General features: G+C 54.5%; 14 protein-coding genes. 11 read left to right on the plus strand and 3 right to left on the minus strand.

Annotated elements, in window-relative coordinates:
- Positions 1 to 55 precede the first annotated feature (55 nt).
- From GGR27_RS05260 to GGR27_RS05310, 11 genes are all read left to right on the plus strand, one after another.
- On the plus strand, positions 56 to 2,470 hold the full coding sequence (locus GGR27_RS05260; RefSeq protein WP_168036322.1) for a heavy metal translocating P-type ATPase: 2,415 nt from the start codon (positions 56 to 58) through the stop codon (positions 2,468 to 2,470).
- Positions 2,471 to 2,810: 340 nt separating this feature from the next.
- Positions 2,811 to 2,969 (plus strand): cbb3-type cytochrome oxidase assembly protein CcoS, encoded by a 159-nt coding sequence (gene ccoS, locus GGR27_RS05265; RefSeq protein ID WP_168036323.1) that lies wholly within the window; start codon positions 2,811 to 2,813, stop codon positions 2,967 to 2,969.
- The gene (gene ccoN / locus GGR27_RS05270; RefSeq protein ID WP_168036324.1) at positions 2,962 to 5,130 is read left to right on the plus strand and encodes a cytochrome-c oxidase, cbb3-type subunit I; all 2,169 of its coding nucleotides are present in this window, start codon (positions 2,962 to 2,964) and stop codon (positions 5,128 to 5,130) included. The genes ccoS and ccoN overlap by 8 nt, the downstream gene beginning before the upstream one ends.
- 7 nt (positions 5,131 to 5,137) lie before the next feature.
- Positions 5,138 to 5,326 carry a hypothetical protein gene (locus GGR27_RS05275; RefSeq protein WP_168036325.1) on the plus strand — a complete coding sequence of 63 codons (189 nt, stop codon included), beginning with the start codon at positions 5,138 to 5,140 and terminating at the stop codon, positions 5,324 to 5,326.
- Complete coding sequence (locus GGR27_RS05280) at positions 5,323 to 6,213, plus strand: cbb3-type cytochrome c oxidase N-terminal domain-containing protein (RefSeq protein ID WP_168036326.1); 891 nt, start codon at positions 5,323 to 5,325, stop codon at positions 6,211 to 6,213. Before GGR27_RS05275 ends, GGR27_RS05280 begins: the two co-directional genes overlap by 4 nt.
- Position 6,214: 1 nt before the next feature.
- Entirely contained in the window at positions 6,215 to 7,813 is a 1,599-nt protein-coding gene (locus tag GGR27_RS05285) for a 4Fe-4S dicluster domain-containing protein (RefSeq protein ID WP_168036327.1), read from the plus strand.
- Positions 7,814 to 7,815: 2 nt separating this feature from the next.
- Positions 7,816 to 8,253: a FixH family protein gene (locus GGR27_RS05290; RefSeq protein ID WP_168036328.1), complete on the plus strand. Its 438-nt coding sequence runs from the start codon at positions 7,816 to 7,818 to the stop codon at positions 8,251 to 8,253.
- On the plus strand, positions 8,253 to 8,945 hold the full coding sequence (locus tag GGR27_RS05295) for a sulfite exporter TauE/SafE family protein (protein ID WP_168036329.1): 693 nt from the start codon (positions 8,253 to 8,255) through the stop codon (positions 8,943 to 8,945). The genes GGR27_RS05290 and GGR27_RS05295 overlap by 1 nt, the downstream gene beginning before the upstream one ends.
- Positions 8,946 to 9,042: 97 nt before the next feature.
- Positions 9,043 to 9,447, plus strand: coding sequence for a CBS domain-containing protein (locus GGR27_RS05300; protein ID WP_245184397.1), 405 nt, complete (start codon positions 9,043 to 9,045; stop codon positions 9,445 to 9,447).
- A 461-nt stretch (positions 9,448 to 9,908) separates the two neighbouring features.
- Entirely contained in the window at positions 9,909 to 11,153 is a 1,245-nt protein-coding gene (locus GGR27_RS05305; RefSeq protein ID WP_168036330.1) for a PAS domain-containing sensor histidine kinase, read from the plus strand.
- Positions 11,154 to 11,231: 78 nt separating this feature from the next.
- Positions 11,232 to 12,278, plus strand: a complete 1,047-nt coding sequence (locus GGR27_RS05310) for a response regulator (protein ID WP_168036331.1) — start codon at positions 11,232 to 11,234, stop codon at positions 12,276 to 12,278.
- On the opposite strand, the gene GGR27_RS05315 is transcribed toward GGR27_RS05310, so the two are convergent.
- From GGR27_RS05315 to GGR27_RS05325, 3 genes are all read right to left on the minus strand, one after another.
- The gene (locus GGR27_RS05315) at positions 12,275 to 13,057 is read right to left on the minus strand and encodes an iron-containing alcohol dehydrogenase family protein (RefSeq protein WP_168036332.1); all 783 of its coding nucleotides are present in this window, start codon (positions 13,055 to 13,057) and stop codon (positions 12,275 to 12,277) included. The two genes, GGR27_RS05310 and GGR27_RS05315, sit on opposite strands and share 4 nt — an antisense overlap.
- A 39-nt stretch (positions 13,058 to 13,096) precedes the next feature.
- Positions 13,097 to 13,849: a hypothetical protein gene (locus GGR27_RS05320; protein ID WP_168036333.1), complete on the minus strand. Its 753-nt coding sequence runs from the start codon at positions 13,847 to 13,849 to the stop codon at positions 13,097 to 13,099.
- Positions 13,850 to 13,918: 69 nt separating this feature from the next.
- Positions 13,919 to 14,779, minus strand: a complete 861-nt coding sequence (locus GGR27_RS05325; RefSeq protein ID WP_168036334.1) for a universal stress protein — start codon at positions 14,777 to 14,779, stop codon at positions 13,919 to 13,921.
- Between the last annotated feature and the right edge of the window lie 322 nt (positions 14,780 to 15,101).

A 15,101-nucleotide genomic window follows, 5' to 3' on the forward strand; every position in this document is an offset into this window, starting at 1 on the left:
TCGCTAAAAACGCCTAATCACCAAACCTTTGCACCTGGCCTTCTAATCTCAGCCCGTGCAAATCCAAGCCGCTACCATCGTTGAATGCACCCACTGCGGGGAAACCTGTACCGACGAAACGATCCTCCAGCCGGGCGCGTCGTTTTGCTGCGGCGGCTGTCAGGTGGTTTATAACATCCTCGCCGACGGCGGCTTGCTGGACTTCTACGCCCTGGAACAAACCGACCGGCACGTATTAGCGGTAGACACGGCGGATTATGCCTGGCTGGACGTCCCGAAACTTACCGACCGGCTAATCAACTTCCGCGCCGAGGGCCGCCGCCACGTCGAGCTGGAATTACCCGCCATCCACTGCGCTTCCTGCGTGTGGTTGCTGGAGCGCCTACCAAAACTTACACCGGGTGTAATTGGCTGCCGGGTCGACTTTCCACACCGTAAAGCGAGCATCGTTTACAATCCCGACCAGACCGGCCTGCGGGAGGTAGCCACTACCCTATCCCGCATTGGCTACCCACCGATTTTCAGAAATACCACGGAGGAAACAGCTATCGTGGATCGTAGTCTGATCTACCGAATCGGAGTAGCCGGCTTCTTTTTCGGTAACATCATGTTGCTGAGTTTCCCCGAGTATTTTGGCTGGGGCGTCCCGATCCCGATCCCGATAGCTATCGGGATCGGGATCGGGACGGATGCGTGGTCGATGGGGGAAGCAGTTAGTTACCTAATACTAGCGATGAGTCTCCCGGTCCTGTTCTATTCCGGGCGATCCTACCTGAAAGCCGGGTACTACGCGATCACCGCCGGGGAGGTTACCATCGACGTACCAATCGCTATCGGGATGCTGGCCTTATTCGGGCGGTCAGCCTACGAGATTCTTTCGGGCACGGGTGCGGGTTACGTCGATAGCCTGGCGGGCCTGATCTTTTTCCTGCTCATCGGTCGCTGGTTTCAGTCCTTTACTTTCAGTCGGCTCAACTTCTCGCGGGATCATCGCGATTATTTTCCCGTATCCGCCTACCGGATTAACGACCGAAGCGAACCGACCCCGGTCGCTAGCGAAGATTTATCGGCAGATGACGTAATCCTAGTCCGATCGGGCAGCTTGATCGCAGCCGACGGTATCCTACTGAACGACAATTCCCCGGCCATCGACTACAGCTTCGTCACCGGCGAAGCCGACCCCGTCCGGATTAATGCCGGCGCCGAAGTATTCGCCGGCGGCCGGGCCACGGACTCCGCGCTGCACATCCGCGTCACCAAACCTGCCAATCACAGTTATTTATTACAACTGTGGTTGCGGGATGACGGGGTTGAGAACAGAACGGAGGTCGCGCCGCCGAAACGCTTGGTTCAGGTGTTCACGGCGGTTATCCTGTTGATTGCGGGCGCGACGTTTTTGTATTGGTACCAACTTGACGTTTCTACTGCTTTTCGAGCGGCGACGGCGGTGCTGATCATCGCTTGCCCCTGCGCCCTGGCCCTGGCCGCACCCTTTGCTTACGGAACTTTGCAAAGGTTACTGGCTGTAAAAGGCTACTACTTCCGGGGGCCGGGGGCGGTCCGTGACCTGGGTGAGGTGGATACTTTCGTATTCGATAAAACGGGTACGCTGACGGAGGGAAATGTCGGGGAAGGGTTGCAGTATTTTGGACCGATGTGTAATAAAATCGAGTATGTATTAAAAAGAATGGCCGGACAATCTCGCCACCCCAAAAGCCAAGCTATCTCGGATGCTTTGAATACGCAAAATTTTACAAAACCCTCCCCCCCGGTGGGTTCCATTACCGAGCGAACCGGCCGTGGGATTCAGCTAGATCATCAAGGATCGAATTACCGGATTGGAACGGCGGCGTTTTGCGGATTAAACAATACCGAACCGGGTACCTACGCATCCGTCGCCGGTGAGGCTTACCTGAAACTCACCAACGAAGAAGTTCGACTGCGCGAGGGAATTGCCACCACCCTGAATGCCTGCGCAAATCAGGGCGAAACCTGGCTCCTCTCCGGAGATCATGAACCAAACTCAAACTTCTGGTCCGCTCACTTTCACCCCGACCGGCAGTGGTTCGACCAGAATCCTTTCGCCAAACTTCGCCGGATCGAGCACTTGCGGGATACCGGTAAAAAAGTATTGATGATCGGCGACGGATTAAATGACGCGGGTGCTCTTCGCGCCGCTGCGGTCGGTATGGCCGTCAATGAATCGGAAGCGCACTTTAATCCCGCCTGCGACGTGATCGTGCGGGCGGATCGTTTAGCGGAGTTGCCTTCGGTGCTTCAGATCGCGAGGCGGGTGCGTTGGGTTTTATTTTTCACTTACGGGCTGGCCTTCTTATATAATATTATTGGCCTGAGCTATGCCGTGGGGGGGACTTTGAGTCCGGTTGTTGCGGCTATTTTGATGCCTTTGAGTTCGGTTTCTATTGTGGTGGTGGCTTGTTTGGGGGCTTGGGGGGTTGTTAGGCGGTAGCGGGTAGGCGGTAGGCGGTAGGCGGTAGGCGGTAGGCTTGGTGCTTCTTGGAGAGTTGGGATATCCCTTGAAGGTAGTATTGATCGTGCAGCGGGGGACGCAGTTATAGGTCTGGTTTGGGTCGTATTTTCCTTGCTCTTTTCCCGTTGCCCCCGTACCCGCGACCGCGCCCATATTTTTCAATTTAATCCAGTACGCGACATCATCGTAGGGGAGAATCGTGTAGGTACGCCCCTCTCGCTAAGCTCCAAAATGACCAAAATCACCTGATCCACTGACGCCCGTCATTCATTGATTTTACCCCCCGCCGGACCTTGCAACCAACCGAGCCAAGCGCCCCATGCAGGTCATTCTACTCATCATTCTCTTAAGCCTACTGATTGCCATCGGCTTCCTCATCGCCTTTTTTTGGGCGGTCGGGACGGGCCAGTACGATGATGAAGTGACGCCCGCCATGCGCATCCTGTTCGAAGACACCAAACCGCCCGAAGATGAGTAAAGAAACTACTATTGACGTCGCCGCCACGGCGCTGGAACGCTTTTCGTACGACAACACGAGCGTCAAACGATTCGCCTACGCCACGGCTTTTTGGGGACTGATCGGGATGCTGGTCGGTTTACTGGCCGCGCTGCAAATGGTCTGGCCGGCGCTTAATTTTACCGCCGAACTTACTTTCGGACGCATCCGCCCGCTGCACACGAACGCGGTCATCTTTGCCTTCGTGGGCAACGGCATTTTCATGGGCGTTTATTACTCCCTGCAACGCCTGCTGAAGACGAGAATGTACTCGGACGTGCTGAGTAACATCCATTACTACGGCTGGCAAGCCATCATCCTGGCGGCGGCGATCAGCTTACCGCTGGGCTTCACTACGAGTAAGGAATACGCGGAACTGGAATGGCCGATCGACATCGCCATCGCGGTCGTTTGGATTGTTTTCGGCGTGAATATGTTCATGACGATCATGAAGCGGCGCGAGCGCCACCTCTACGTCGCCATCTGGTTCTACATCGCTACGTGGGTGACGGTAACGGTTCTCCACGTCGGGAATAGTCTGGCGGTTCCGGTATCGTTGATGCAGAGTTACCCGGTTTTTGCGGGCGTTCAGGATGCGCTAATCCAATGGTGGTACGGACACAACGCCGTCGCCTTTTTCCTGACGACGCCCTATCTGGGTTTAATGTATTATTTCCTACCGAAAGCCGCCAACCGGCCGGTTTTCAGCTACCGTTTATCGATCATTCACTTCTGGGCGTTAATTTTCATCTATATCTGGGCCGGCCCGCACCACTTGCTTTATACGAGCCTGCCGGAATGGGCGCAGAGCCTCGGGACGGTATTTAGCCTGATGCTGATCGCGCCGAGTTGGGGCGGTATGCTCAACGGCTTATTTACGTTGCGGGGGGCCTGGGATAAAGTCCGGACGGACCCGGTACTGAAGATGTTCGTCGTTGCCCTGACGGCATACGGAATGGCTACGCTGGAAGGTCCCCTACTCTCCCTCAAATCCGTCAACGCCATCAGCCACTACACGGACTGGACGGTCGGCCACGTACACATCGGCACGCTCGGCTGGAACGGTATGCTCACCTTCGGGGTGCTGTATTACATCATGCCACGCATCTTCCGCACGAAGTTGTTCAGCACCAAACTGGCTAACGTCCACTTCTGGCTCGCTACTTTAGGAACGCTCTTTTACGCCGTCCCGCTCTACTGGGCCGGGTGGACGCAGAGCGCGATGTGGAAGCAGTTTACGCCATCGGGCATGCTCCAGTACGGTAACTTTCTGGAAACGGTCGACGCCATTCTGCCGCTATACATGCTGCGTGCATTTGGTGGGACGATCTACGTCGCGGGCGTTTTCATCATGATCTACAACCTGATCCGGACGGTCCGCCAGGGAGATTTCCTGGCCGATGAAGCCGCCGCCGCGCCGCCCTTATCCGCGAGCCCCGGGGGCCACAAGGGCGAATACTGGCATCGGTGGATCGAGCGCCGGCCCGTCCAACTACTGGTCGGTTCCACGGTGGTTGTGCTGATTGGTGGGATGGCGGAAATCTTTCCGATGGTGATGGTCGAGGACAATGTTCCCACGATTGCCTCCGTCAAACCTTATTCGCCGTTAGAATTAGAAGGCCGCGATATTTACATCGCCAACGGCTGTAATAATTGCCACAGTCAAATGATCCGTCCGTTTCGGTCGGAGACGGAGCGTTACGGGCAGTACTCGATGTCGGGAGAATTCATCTACGACCGGCCGCATTTGTGGGGCAGCAAACGGACGGGCCCGGACGTCCACCGCGTCGGTGGCAAGTACCTCGACATCTGGCATTATCGCCACATGGAAGACCCCCACTCCACCAGCCCGGGCAGCATTATGCCGCCTTACACCTGGATGCTGGACCGCAAGTACGACACGGATAATTTACCGGCCAAAATCAGGGTACTGCAGTCGCTCGGTACACCTTATCCGGAAGGCTACGCGGAAGTAGCCATCGACGATCTGCGCCGGCAGGCCGAAGGCATCGCCGCCACTTTACGGGAGCAGGGCGTGGAAGACGATGAGCTGGCCGAGCGTCAGATCGTCGCGCTGATCGCCTACCTCCAGCGCCTCGGCACGGACATCAACGTCGAGAAAGAATCTAATACTAAAAAATAATTCAATCATGGCTAAATACCTCCTCGCCGAGTCCGGCATCAACTGGCTGGCCATCATGGCTTTACTCACGTTTTTTATCATCTTCAGCATCGTCATCATCATGGTTTTCTGGCGCGGACGCGGGAGCTATGCGGATGTGGAACAACAACCTTTAATCGACTCCTACCCGACTGAGGAAAAAGACGAACTAGTATGAATTATTTCGATCTACCCGGCTTGTTGTTGCAGAGTACGACCGTTACGGCACCCGTAGCGACCGGCTCCTTCCTCCCCGGCTTCAGCCCCCCGGAGCTGGTGGTGCTCGCAACGGGTTTATTCGTCTTCCTTGCGGCGGCGGTCTACCTCATACATTTGGGGGATTCCTTCATGGTTTTGCGGCGAATTCAACTGCTGGAAAAATACCATCCGGAGGTATTACAAACACTGGGTGTTCCCATCCCGGAAGAGGTACTGGAGCCCTGGTACCAAAGTCTCTACAAACGCCTGACCGACGACGTGCCCATCGCGGAAGAAGCCATCATTCTGCTGGACCACTCCTACGATGGCGTTCGTGAGCTGGACAACAATCTACCGCCCTGGTGGACGGGCCTGTTCTACATCACCATCGCCATCGCGCCCGTCTACATCTGGTTCGTCCACTTTTCCGGTTTCGACCAGACCCAGGGCGAAGAGTACGCCACGGAGATGCAAGTATCCGAGGAGGCCGTGAAAGCCTTTGTTTCTACGCAGGCCAATGCCGTCGATGAGTCGAACGTAACGCTGCTGGCGGAGAACAACGCGCTAGAAAAAGGCCGCTTAATCTTCGAGGGGAAGTGCTCGCCCTGCCACGGCACGCTGGGGGAAGGCGGCATCGGTCCTAACCTGACGGATGAGTTCTGGATCCACGGGGGCAGTATTACCGATGTTTTTAAGACGATCAAGTACGGCGTGCCAGAAAAAGGAATGATCGCCTGGCAGAAAGAAATGTCGGCCAGCGCGATGCAGGAGGTATCGAGCTACATCATCACTCTGGTGGGCACCGACCCACCCAACGCCAAGGAGGCGCAGGGGGAACTCTACACCGAAGGCGAGAAAAGCAAATAACATGACGGACCACGATGAAGAAAGCTTTCGGGACAGCATCGGGACGGTTACCGCCGACGGTAAACGGAACTGGATATTCGCCAAGCAGCCGGACGGGCGCTACTACCGGTGGCGGACGTACCTGAGTGTTGTTTTGTTACTCGTATTGTTCGGATTACCCTGGATTAAGGTCGGCGGGGAGCCGCTCGTACTGCTGAACGTGGTGGAACGCCACTTCATCCTTTTCGGGCTGACGTTCACGCCGCAGGATTTTCACTTGTTCGCCATTTTGATGATTACCGGGGTGGTGTTTATCATATTATTTACGGCGGTATTCGGACGGCTTTTTTGCGGGTGGGTCTGTCCGCAGACGATCTTTATGGAAATGGTCTTCCGCAAGATCGAATACTGGGTAGAGGGGAATGACAATGCGCAGCGCAGGCTGGCGGCGGCACCGTGGACGCAGGAAAAGATATTAAAAAAGATGCTGAAGCAGGGTTTGTTTCTGTTGATCTCGGCCGTCATCGCCCACACTTTCCTCGCCTACATCATCGGGACGGACGCCGTGCTCGCCACCATCTCGCAATCCCCCCTGGACGCGCCGGTCGGTTTTCTGACCATCGTGGTTTTTATCGGGGTATTTTACTTCGTCTTTGCGAATCTACGCGAGCAGGTTTGTATTGCTATTTGCCCCTACGGCAGGTTGCAAGGTGTATTACTCGACAACAATAGTATCAATGTTATTTACGATTACGAGCGGGGGGAACCGCGCGGGAAGATTCGTAGGGCTAAACACAAGAAAAAGAGTAGTTGCACGGACTGCACCACGTGTCAGGACGGAAAAGCGGATTGCGGCGACCCAACATCTAAGCAAATCGAAACATCGCTAGCGAACGGTCCAAAAAACCTTGCTTCTTCTCTTATTTCCCCGGCACCCGCGACCACGCCCAAGGCAGTAGAAATGGACGCTGCAACCCTAATCATGGGGGCTCCCGAAGACGTGCTCGGCGACTGCATCGACTGCGGGCTCTGCGTAAAAGTCTGCCCCACCGGCATCGACATCCGCAACGGCATTCAAATGGAATGCGTGAACTGCACGGCCTGCATCGACGCCTGCGACGAGGTGATGGACAAGGTGGACAGGCCGCGCGGGCTGATCCGTTACGACAGCGAAAACGGCGTCAAACGGGGCAAACGCAAAGTATGGACAACACGGGTAATGGCGTATTCCGGCGTATTGGTGGCGCTAATTATCCTAAATATCGGCCTTTTGACAAACAGGAGCGAAATGGATATTATCCTACTACGGACGCCGGGGATGCTTTATCAGACGGGCGTGGACGGCACCATAAATAATTTGTATAATTATCAGATCATGCACAAAGGCGGGCAAGAAACGCCGCTACGATTCGTCGTAAAGGACCTGCCCGGAAGCGCGGTTCGCTACGTCGGTGGGCAACCAAATGCTTTGCCGGATCAAGTGACTCAGGGCGCCCTTTTCGTAGATCTTCCGCAGGAGGTGCCGGCTTCCTTCAACGGAACGCTGGTACTGGAAGTCTGGACCGACGACCGCAAAGTCGAGGAGCTAACAACCACTTTCATTCACCCGAAAAAGCAATAACCATGAAATTTCACTGGGGCCACGGCATCTTAGTATTTTACATTGTTTTCGTTGCCTGCCTGGTGGTGGTCGTCATCGGTAGCAGGGGCTTTGACAATAGCTTGGTAACGGAAGCTTATTACGAGCGCGACATTAATTACCAACAGGAGTATGACCGGCGGAGGAATAGCTATTTATTAGCCGAGCGACCATACGTCGCGCCAACGGAAAAAGGACTTTACTTAATATTTCCAGCAGCGCTTGCCACGAACGTGAAAGGGACCATTTTGCTGTACCGGCCGAGTAGCCGCCGCGACGATCGCCGAATAACCATTAACACGGTTGGGGGCGAAATGAGGCTTAACACAAAGGGCTTAAAATCAGGTCGTTACCAGGCCATTGTGGAATGGGCGCAGGGCGGCGTTGATTATTACGACGAATTAGATTTAACGGTCCAATAATGGGCTCACCTGAAATCATCGCGGCGTTTTCCCTGGGCCTGTTGGGAAGCTTACACTGCGTCGGCATGTGCGGGCCGTTGATGCTGGCCGCTGGGGCCGGGCGGGCGTGGAAATCCGCCGTAGCTTACCAGACCGGGCGGATTTCAGTCTACGCGAGTATGGGTTTTTTGCTCGGTAGTTTGGGTCTGGGCATGGCCATGTGGAACGCACAGAGCGTGCTTTCGCTGGTGGCGGGAAGTTTGCTGATCGCCTGTGCCGTAGTGGGGTTGGACCCCGGTAACGTGCTGGCACGACAGCCGGCGTTTACCCGCTTTCAGGTGCGGCTGCGTAGTAAAGTCCAATCGCTATTCGCCAGAACGGGTTGGCGCGCGCGTTTTGCGCTGGGCTGCTGTAACGGTTTGCTGCCCTGCGGCCTCGTCTACGTGGCGATCCTTGGCGCGGCGGGGGCGGGTGGCCCGGTGGCGGGTGCCGGGTTTATGCTGTCATTCGGGCTGGGTACGTTGCCCTTACTGATACTGACGCTGGTTGCCGGACGGCGTTTTGCGGTACTAAGTAAAATACCTTACCGGCGGGTGCTACCGGTTTTGATGGCCCTGACCGGGCTGATACTGCTGTACCGAGGTTACGTGGCGCACGTGCCCGACGAGTTTTCTAATTTTCAGGATATGGCGTTTCCACCGATGTGCCACTAAATTAATTATTTAATTTTACTAACCGGTTTTTTCATTTTTGGAAAATCCACCCTTATTAATTAACTATTAATAAGGTATTACCTAAACACAATGCTTTATGAATTTACTTGCCAGGGTAGATACGTTAATGACTAAAAATTTGATCACCATCAACCAAAAGGCTTCCGTTAAGCAAGCCAAGATGAAGCTTGACGGGCACGGTATTCATCACCTATTGGTGGTTAACGACTTTAAAAAATTAGTCGGAATGGTAAGTTATCTGGATTTCGCAAAGGTTTATGAACGCCACACGGAAGGACTTGAAGTGTCGGCGATCATGACAAAACCCTTAGTAAAACTAGAGCGAACAGATACCGTACGGACGGCCGCAAACCTGTTCCTACTGAATCGCTTCCACGCACTCCCGGTAGAAGACGACGGAGACTTAGTAGGCATCCTGACGACGTTCGATCTAGTCAAGCTCATCGACCGCGAGGAAATTAAGCTAACGGATTATGTTTAGCCCCCCCCCGAGAGAAGCTCACCTCACGTAACCCACCTTACCTAAGTTGCCGCTGACACAGATCATTCGGCTACATGATGGATATCATTATCTGCGTGCGGGCAGGAGCGCGATATTCACAACATCACTAAATAGGAGAGTTTATGAATTTTATCGCGACCATGGTTGACAGACTTTTGTTTTATCTTTTCCCCTGCCATCAATTGCAGGTCTGTGGACTACACACTGTTAATTACAACCGTAATCCTACTTCATTTTTCTAATAGCTTTTTTGCGGGTTAAACTCCCAGTCCTGACGGCTAGCAGTCTTGAGAATAAGTTAAGTGACGCCAACTCCAGCGAGATTACTTCAATGGGCTAAGGTGACACAAGAACCTGATTCGATAACTGATTGCCAGGCAGCAACTGGATTACCTCAAGCGCCCTTAGCGACAAGCCAGGGGCGCTGTTTATATTTAGGAATGAATAACGCCGATAAAACCAAGCAATCCGTGAAGCACCCGAAGGAAGAACTGGAAATGGACGACAGCCTCCGCCTGAACGCCCTGTTTGAGATGGTTACGGATGGCGTCATCACCATGAACACCTCCGGCACTATTGAAAGCGTCAATTCCGCCGCGGCCAAATTATTCGGTTACCGGGCGGACGAGATGCGCGGGCAGAAGGTCAATATCCTTATGAATGGCTATGACCGCACCCACCACGATGTTTACTTGGAGCGGTACCACGAAACACGCAAACCTCACATTATCGGGATCGGGCGTGAGGTAATCGGGCGGCGGAAAGATGGTTCGGAGTTCCCTTTACGGTTGGCGGTAAGTGAACTTAAGTTGGAGGACAAAACGATCTACACCGGGATGCTACACGACCTGAGCGAGTTCAAAGCGGCGCAACGGCGCGTCGAGGAATTGAATGATCAGCTAGAGGACAAGGTAGCCGAGCGGACCGCGGCACTGCGGCAACGTGAAAAGGAGCTACAACTGGCCCTGGGAAAAGAAAGGGAGTTGAACGAACTAAAAAGCAGGTTCCTCAGCATGGCCAGCCACGAATTCAAAACACCTCTAAGCACCGTATTAAGTTCCGTAGAACTAATTGAGCTGTACGGCGAAGCGGAGCAACGCATCAAACGGGAAAGGCACATCGGTAAGATCAAAGATTCCGTCCAGCAGTTGACAGAAGTACTAAATGACTTCCTTTCATTGAGTAAGGTCGAACAAGGGGAAGTAGAAGTGCGCCCGTGGTTACTCGACCTTAACGCCATTGTTACCATTAGCGTGGAGGAAAGCGAGGGCCAGTTACGCCAGGGCCAGCAAGTGGTGATCGACCTCGCCGACGAGCCCGAGCGGCTGGTCGCCGACCCGAAACTACTCCGGCACGTCCTGGCCAACCTGATCAGTAACGCAGCTAAATATTCCGAGCCGGGCATGTCCATCATCGTCTCCAGCGGGATTCTGGACGGTAGAGCGTACGTAAGCGTAGCGGATGAAGGCATTGGCATCCCCGCCTCCGACCAGGCGCATATTTACGATCGCTTTTTCCGGGCGGGCAACGTAGAGAACGTAAAAGGGACCGGATTAGGCTTAAACATCGTTCAACACTACGTGCAGCTGATGGGCGGTGAAGTACAGTTTACCAGTAAATTAGGGCACGGGTCGACGTTCACGATCTACTTACCATTCCGGTTAGATCACGCACCCACTAGCTAAAGATCGGATACCGATGCCTCCCATAAGCACTTTAGAATTACCACAAGGTTCACACGTCAACCATAACTATTTGTCAGCATGAAAGCGACCATACTCATCATCGAAGACAGCGAAGACGTGCGGGAAAACCTAGCGGAAATACTCGAACTGCACGGCTATGAAGTGCGGAGCGAACCCAACGGGTTACTGGGCGCAAAATCAGCCATCGATCTGCCACCGGATTTGATTCTGTGTGACGTAATGATGCCGGAACTCGACGGCTTCGGCGTACTCAACCTCCTCAGTGAAAACGCCCGTACCGAAGCCATCCCCTTCGTCTTCATCACCGCCAAAACGGAAATGGAAGACATCCGCCGCGGTATGAACCTGGGGGCGGACGACTACATCACTAAACCATTCTACAAAGACGAACTACTGAACGTCATTGAAACAAGGCTGAAGAAAGCAGCCACCCGGACCACCGCTGAAATCAGCACCAAAACGGTCCACCTGAGCGACCCCCGGGGCGGCCACGCCCGGCTGGAGGCCGCTTTCGACAAACTGGGAAAACAAAAGAAATACGAAGCCTGCGCGACCATCATTCGCGAAGGAGAATTCCCACATTTCATCTTTCGCGTGACGGAAGGCCGGGTCCACCTCAGCCGCTCCCACGAGCACGGCCGGAATTACATCATCGCGGAATTAGGTGCGGGAGAAGTATTCGGCGTACCGTCTATTCTGGAACGCGCACCGTACCACTACACCGCCCGCGCCGCTTCCGGTGGGTCGACCCTCCAGGCCCTGCCCACCAATCACTTGCTACGGCTCCTGAATACGGATCGCACCGTCACGGAAGCCCTCATGCACCTGATGGCGGGGCGGGTCGTCAGCCACGGGGACCGCCTCGTCCACCAAGCCTACGACAGCGTGCGGCGGCGGACGGCCCTGGTGCTCTGTGATCTCCACGATAAATATGACGGCGAGGGAATAGCGCTCTCCCGGGACGAACTGGCCCAAATGGTGGGAACAACCAAAGAGAGCGTGATCAGGGCCCTCTCCGATTTTAAGCGGGAGGAGTTGATTGAATTAAGGGGCAAGGAAGTAGCCGTAGTAGACGTAGAAAATTTACGTGGTTTGCTCGTCTAGGGCTTCACCGAATGACCTAGCTGCGGTGAAATTCTATCCGTACGACTAAAGACCTGAATCAACCGTTGAACGGCACCGTCCACTTCCAACGCGATCCTTTCCGCTTCACACTGATCATCCTGGCGCACGGCGTTCCGGAATATATTTAATTGGTGTTCTACGGCTGCGTGCGCGTTTTCAAATTTCCGCAGGCGTTCCGGCGTGAACCCGTAAAGTTGAGCATCCGGTCGTCGCCAGCTAATTTGCCGCCAGGCGCGGCTGACGTCCTCGGCGTAGCTTTCGTAGTCCCGCCACTCCATACCACAAAAGTCAAACTCACGGGCAATCACCTCGATCTCGTTCCAGGCGGCTAAGAAGTCATAAATGCCCGCGATGTAATACCGTTCCGCGAGAATGGGTTCAGCGGCGAGCAAGTAGTAGACGGAGCGGTCCACCTGGACGGATGACTGGCCGAGGTTATCCTCCAATATGGATACGCGTGCGTCGCGCAGGGCGAGGCGGGATTGCTCAAAGAAATAAACGCTGTTGTCATTATCGTCGTCCCGCGTCGCGAAATAAGCGCGCAACTTGCCGGTGGGGAGGGCGTTGATTTCGCGGTCGAGCTGTTGCATAGCTGTCGCCGCGGCGGTGGCTTCTCCCCGGTGGAGCGCGTAGGCCAGTTCTACGTAAGCTGCTTCGATGGTCAGGCCGTGCCCCAATTCTTCCGTGGTGCAGGAAACGAGGACGGGTAGCAGGGTAAGTAAGACCGCGGTGAATCGGACAAGCCGTTGACGTCGCATAATAGTTTTGATTGAGGTGAACCCAGCGAGCGCAAACTGTTACAGTGGGTTCTCGGCGAGATCACCTGCTTGCGGATAGTCCGTAATCGTGGCCAGGTAATCAAAAAAAAGGTCGTTGATCACTCGGCTGGCGGGCCCTGCCAGGAGGTGATCGGAAGCATCCAGGTCTTTCTTGAAGTCTGCTAAACTCCGGGTTAATTCAAGACTCTCCGCTTCGGTCAGCGCCGCCTGGGTTCCGTAGCCGGGGAAAAGCGTCTCGGCGTACCGGGGGCGGCTGCGCAAGTATTCCTCCCAGGACTGCTCGGCCATGTCGATGAACCATTCGTATTCACTCCATTCCAACAGGCAAAGCATATCGTCATTACTGGCCTCGGTGACGTTGTGCCAGTAATAATAGAATTCATACAGGTGGTCGGTAGGTTGGTCGTAGCCAAAGCGGGGGCGCAACGTACGCAGCTGGTTCTGGATTAGCTGGACGGCAATCGTTGCCCCGGGCCGATCCTTCTTGGAGATCGACGTTTGCAGGCTATTCACCCAAAACCCGGCGAAAGCTACCGATTCCTTGATCTCCAGGTGCATGGGTACCGCACCGTAATGACCTCCCAGCAACCTCCAATCCTCACCGGTGCGTTGTCCGTAATATTCGGCAAGTTTGGGATCGTCACGTTCTAAGGCAACCCAGGTGAGCAGCAGGTCACGTTCAAAAGTTTCCATTTCTTGCACCTGGTCGTTGGTGCAGGCGCTGGCGTAGAAGCCAAGAAAGAGTACCGAGAAGAGCACGCGTACGGACATGGACTAAGATATTTATCCGCACCGGGCGGCAATGAACGTATTAATTAGCTTTTGCGAACAACCCAAGCCCTATTTCAGTGGCATAATGAGTAAAGGGCTGAGCGCGGTATCGATGACCACCGTCTTGCGCGAAGTTCCAAAGAGGCGACCAAGGAAACTACGCCGGTGGTTGCCGAGTACCAGTAAGTCAATATCATTTTTGTGGACGTACTCGAGCAAAGACACCGCCGTAGTGCTTTGCTTCAGAATATTTACTTCCACCGGATACCCTGGAAAACCAGATTCGAGAAATTCCATCATAAGTTTAACCTCCCGGCAGAACGCCGTCTCATCACTTACGTCCTGCACGTGCGCTAAGTGTATTTCGGGCTTCAGGGCAAGGCGGAGATGATTAAAACCAATCGAGAGTTGCTGCAGGGTATCCGCGTTATCAAAAGCCAGCGCAACCTTCCGGGGCGCCGCGCCTGCGTAATCTTCGGGAATAAGGAGCACCGGGCAAGCCGCGCGTTCCGCCACCTCCCGGGCGATACTGCCAAACAGCGGGGTGACGGCGGATACATTACCCGTCCCTACCCCACCCATGATGATTAGTTGCGTCCCCTTTCGCTTACTCAACGCAATGAGCTCCCTGGCTGGTGACCCGACGATTTCCCGGCTGCTCACGGTCAGGTCCTCCGGCGTCATTTCCGGTCCGTCGACCACGCAAGGCTGCTGAATGGCCGAAGCGATCAGTTCATTAATTCGGCGGTGGATTTGTAACGACACCTCGGCGCTGCCCTTACGAATAGAGTTATTCAGAGAGTGACTAGTACCATCGTGAATGTGAACTACCTCAATATCGATACCAGTAGCTTCCGCAATCCCCTGGGCGTATCGCAGCGCGGCGGCGGAAGTAGTTGAAAAGTCAGTTGGGACAATTATTGTATTCATGGACTTTCTGTGTTTGGTGTGCCCCAAATGTCCGTAGCTACGTGGCGATAATGCATGACCGTCGTCACCGGGGGCGCTGATATAGTGCAGACCGGAGAGCGCTTGACCCCTACGGTGATTATTATCAGTTTATGGATTGACGGGGGTCATTCGGTTCACCGTGCCTAAGCGCCAAATTTGTTGTGGGCGAAGCATATAAGGTGACGTAGAGGAATTTATCTTAGTACAAATGTGGCCAAAATAAGGGAACACAAAAGACACAAAATAAATAACACAAGCACCATACTACTGGACATTTTCCCCGGACGCTTGGAGGACCTCA

This window comes from Neolewinella antarctica (genome assembly GCF_011927835.1).
Lineage (GTDB): Bacteria > Bacteroidota > Bacteroidia > Chitinophagales > Saprospiraceae > Neolewinella > Neolewinella antarctica.

Coding starts and splice junctions, on each gene's coding strand:
- GGR27_RS05280 (WP_168036326.1), top strand. CDS start 5,323: ATGAATTATTTCGATCTACCCGGCTTGTTGTTGCAGAGTACGACCGTT.
- GGR27_RS05290 (WP_168036328.1), top strand. CDS start 7,816: ATGAAATTTCACTGGGGCCACGGCATCTTAGTATTTTACATTGTTTTC.
- GGR27_RS05310 (WP_168036331.1), top strand. CDS start 11,232: ATGAAAGCGACCATACTCATCATCGAAGACAGCGAAGACGTGCGGGAA.
- GGR27_RS05295 (WP_168036329.1), top strand. CDS start 8,253: ATGGGCTCACCTGAAATCATCGCGGCGTTTTCCCTGGGCCTGTTGGGA.
- GGR27_RS05315 (WP_168036332.1), bottom strand. CDS start 13,057: ATGCGACGTCAACGGCTTGTCCGATTCACCGCGGTCTTACTTACCCTG.
- GGR27_RS05325 (WP_168036334.1), bottom strand. CDS start 14,779: ATGAATACAATAATTGTCCCAACTGACTTTTCAACTACTTCCGCCGCC.
- GGR27_RS05320 (WP_168036333.1), bottom strand. CDS start 13,849: ATGTCCGTACGCGTGCTCTTCTCGGTACTCTTTCTTGGCTTCTACGCC.
- ccoS (WP_168036323.1), top strand. CDS start 2,811: ATGCAGGTCATTCTACTCATCATTCTCTTAAGCCTACTGATTGCCATC.
- GGR27_RS05285 (WP_168036327.1), top strand. CDS start 6,215: ATGACGGACCACGATGAAGAAAGCTTTCGGGACAGCATCGGGACGGTT.
- GGR27_RS05305 (WP_168036330.1), top strand. CDS start 9,909: ATGAATAACGCCGATAAAACCAAGCAATCCGTGAAGCACCCGAAGGAA.
- GGR27_RS05300 (WP_245184397.1), top strand. CDS start 9,043: ATGAATTTACTTGCCAGGGTAGATACGTTAATGACTAAAAATTTGATC.
- ccoN (WP_168036324.1), top strand. CDS start 2,962: ATGAGTAAAGAAACTACTATTGACGTCGCCGCCACGGCGCTGGAACGC.
- GGR27_RS05275 (WP_168036325.1), top strand. CDS start 5,138: ATGGCTAAATACCTCCTCGCCGAGTCCGGCATCAACTGGCTGGCCATC.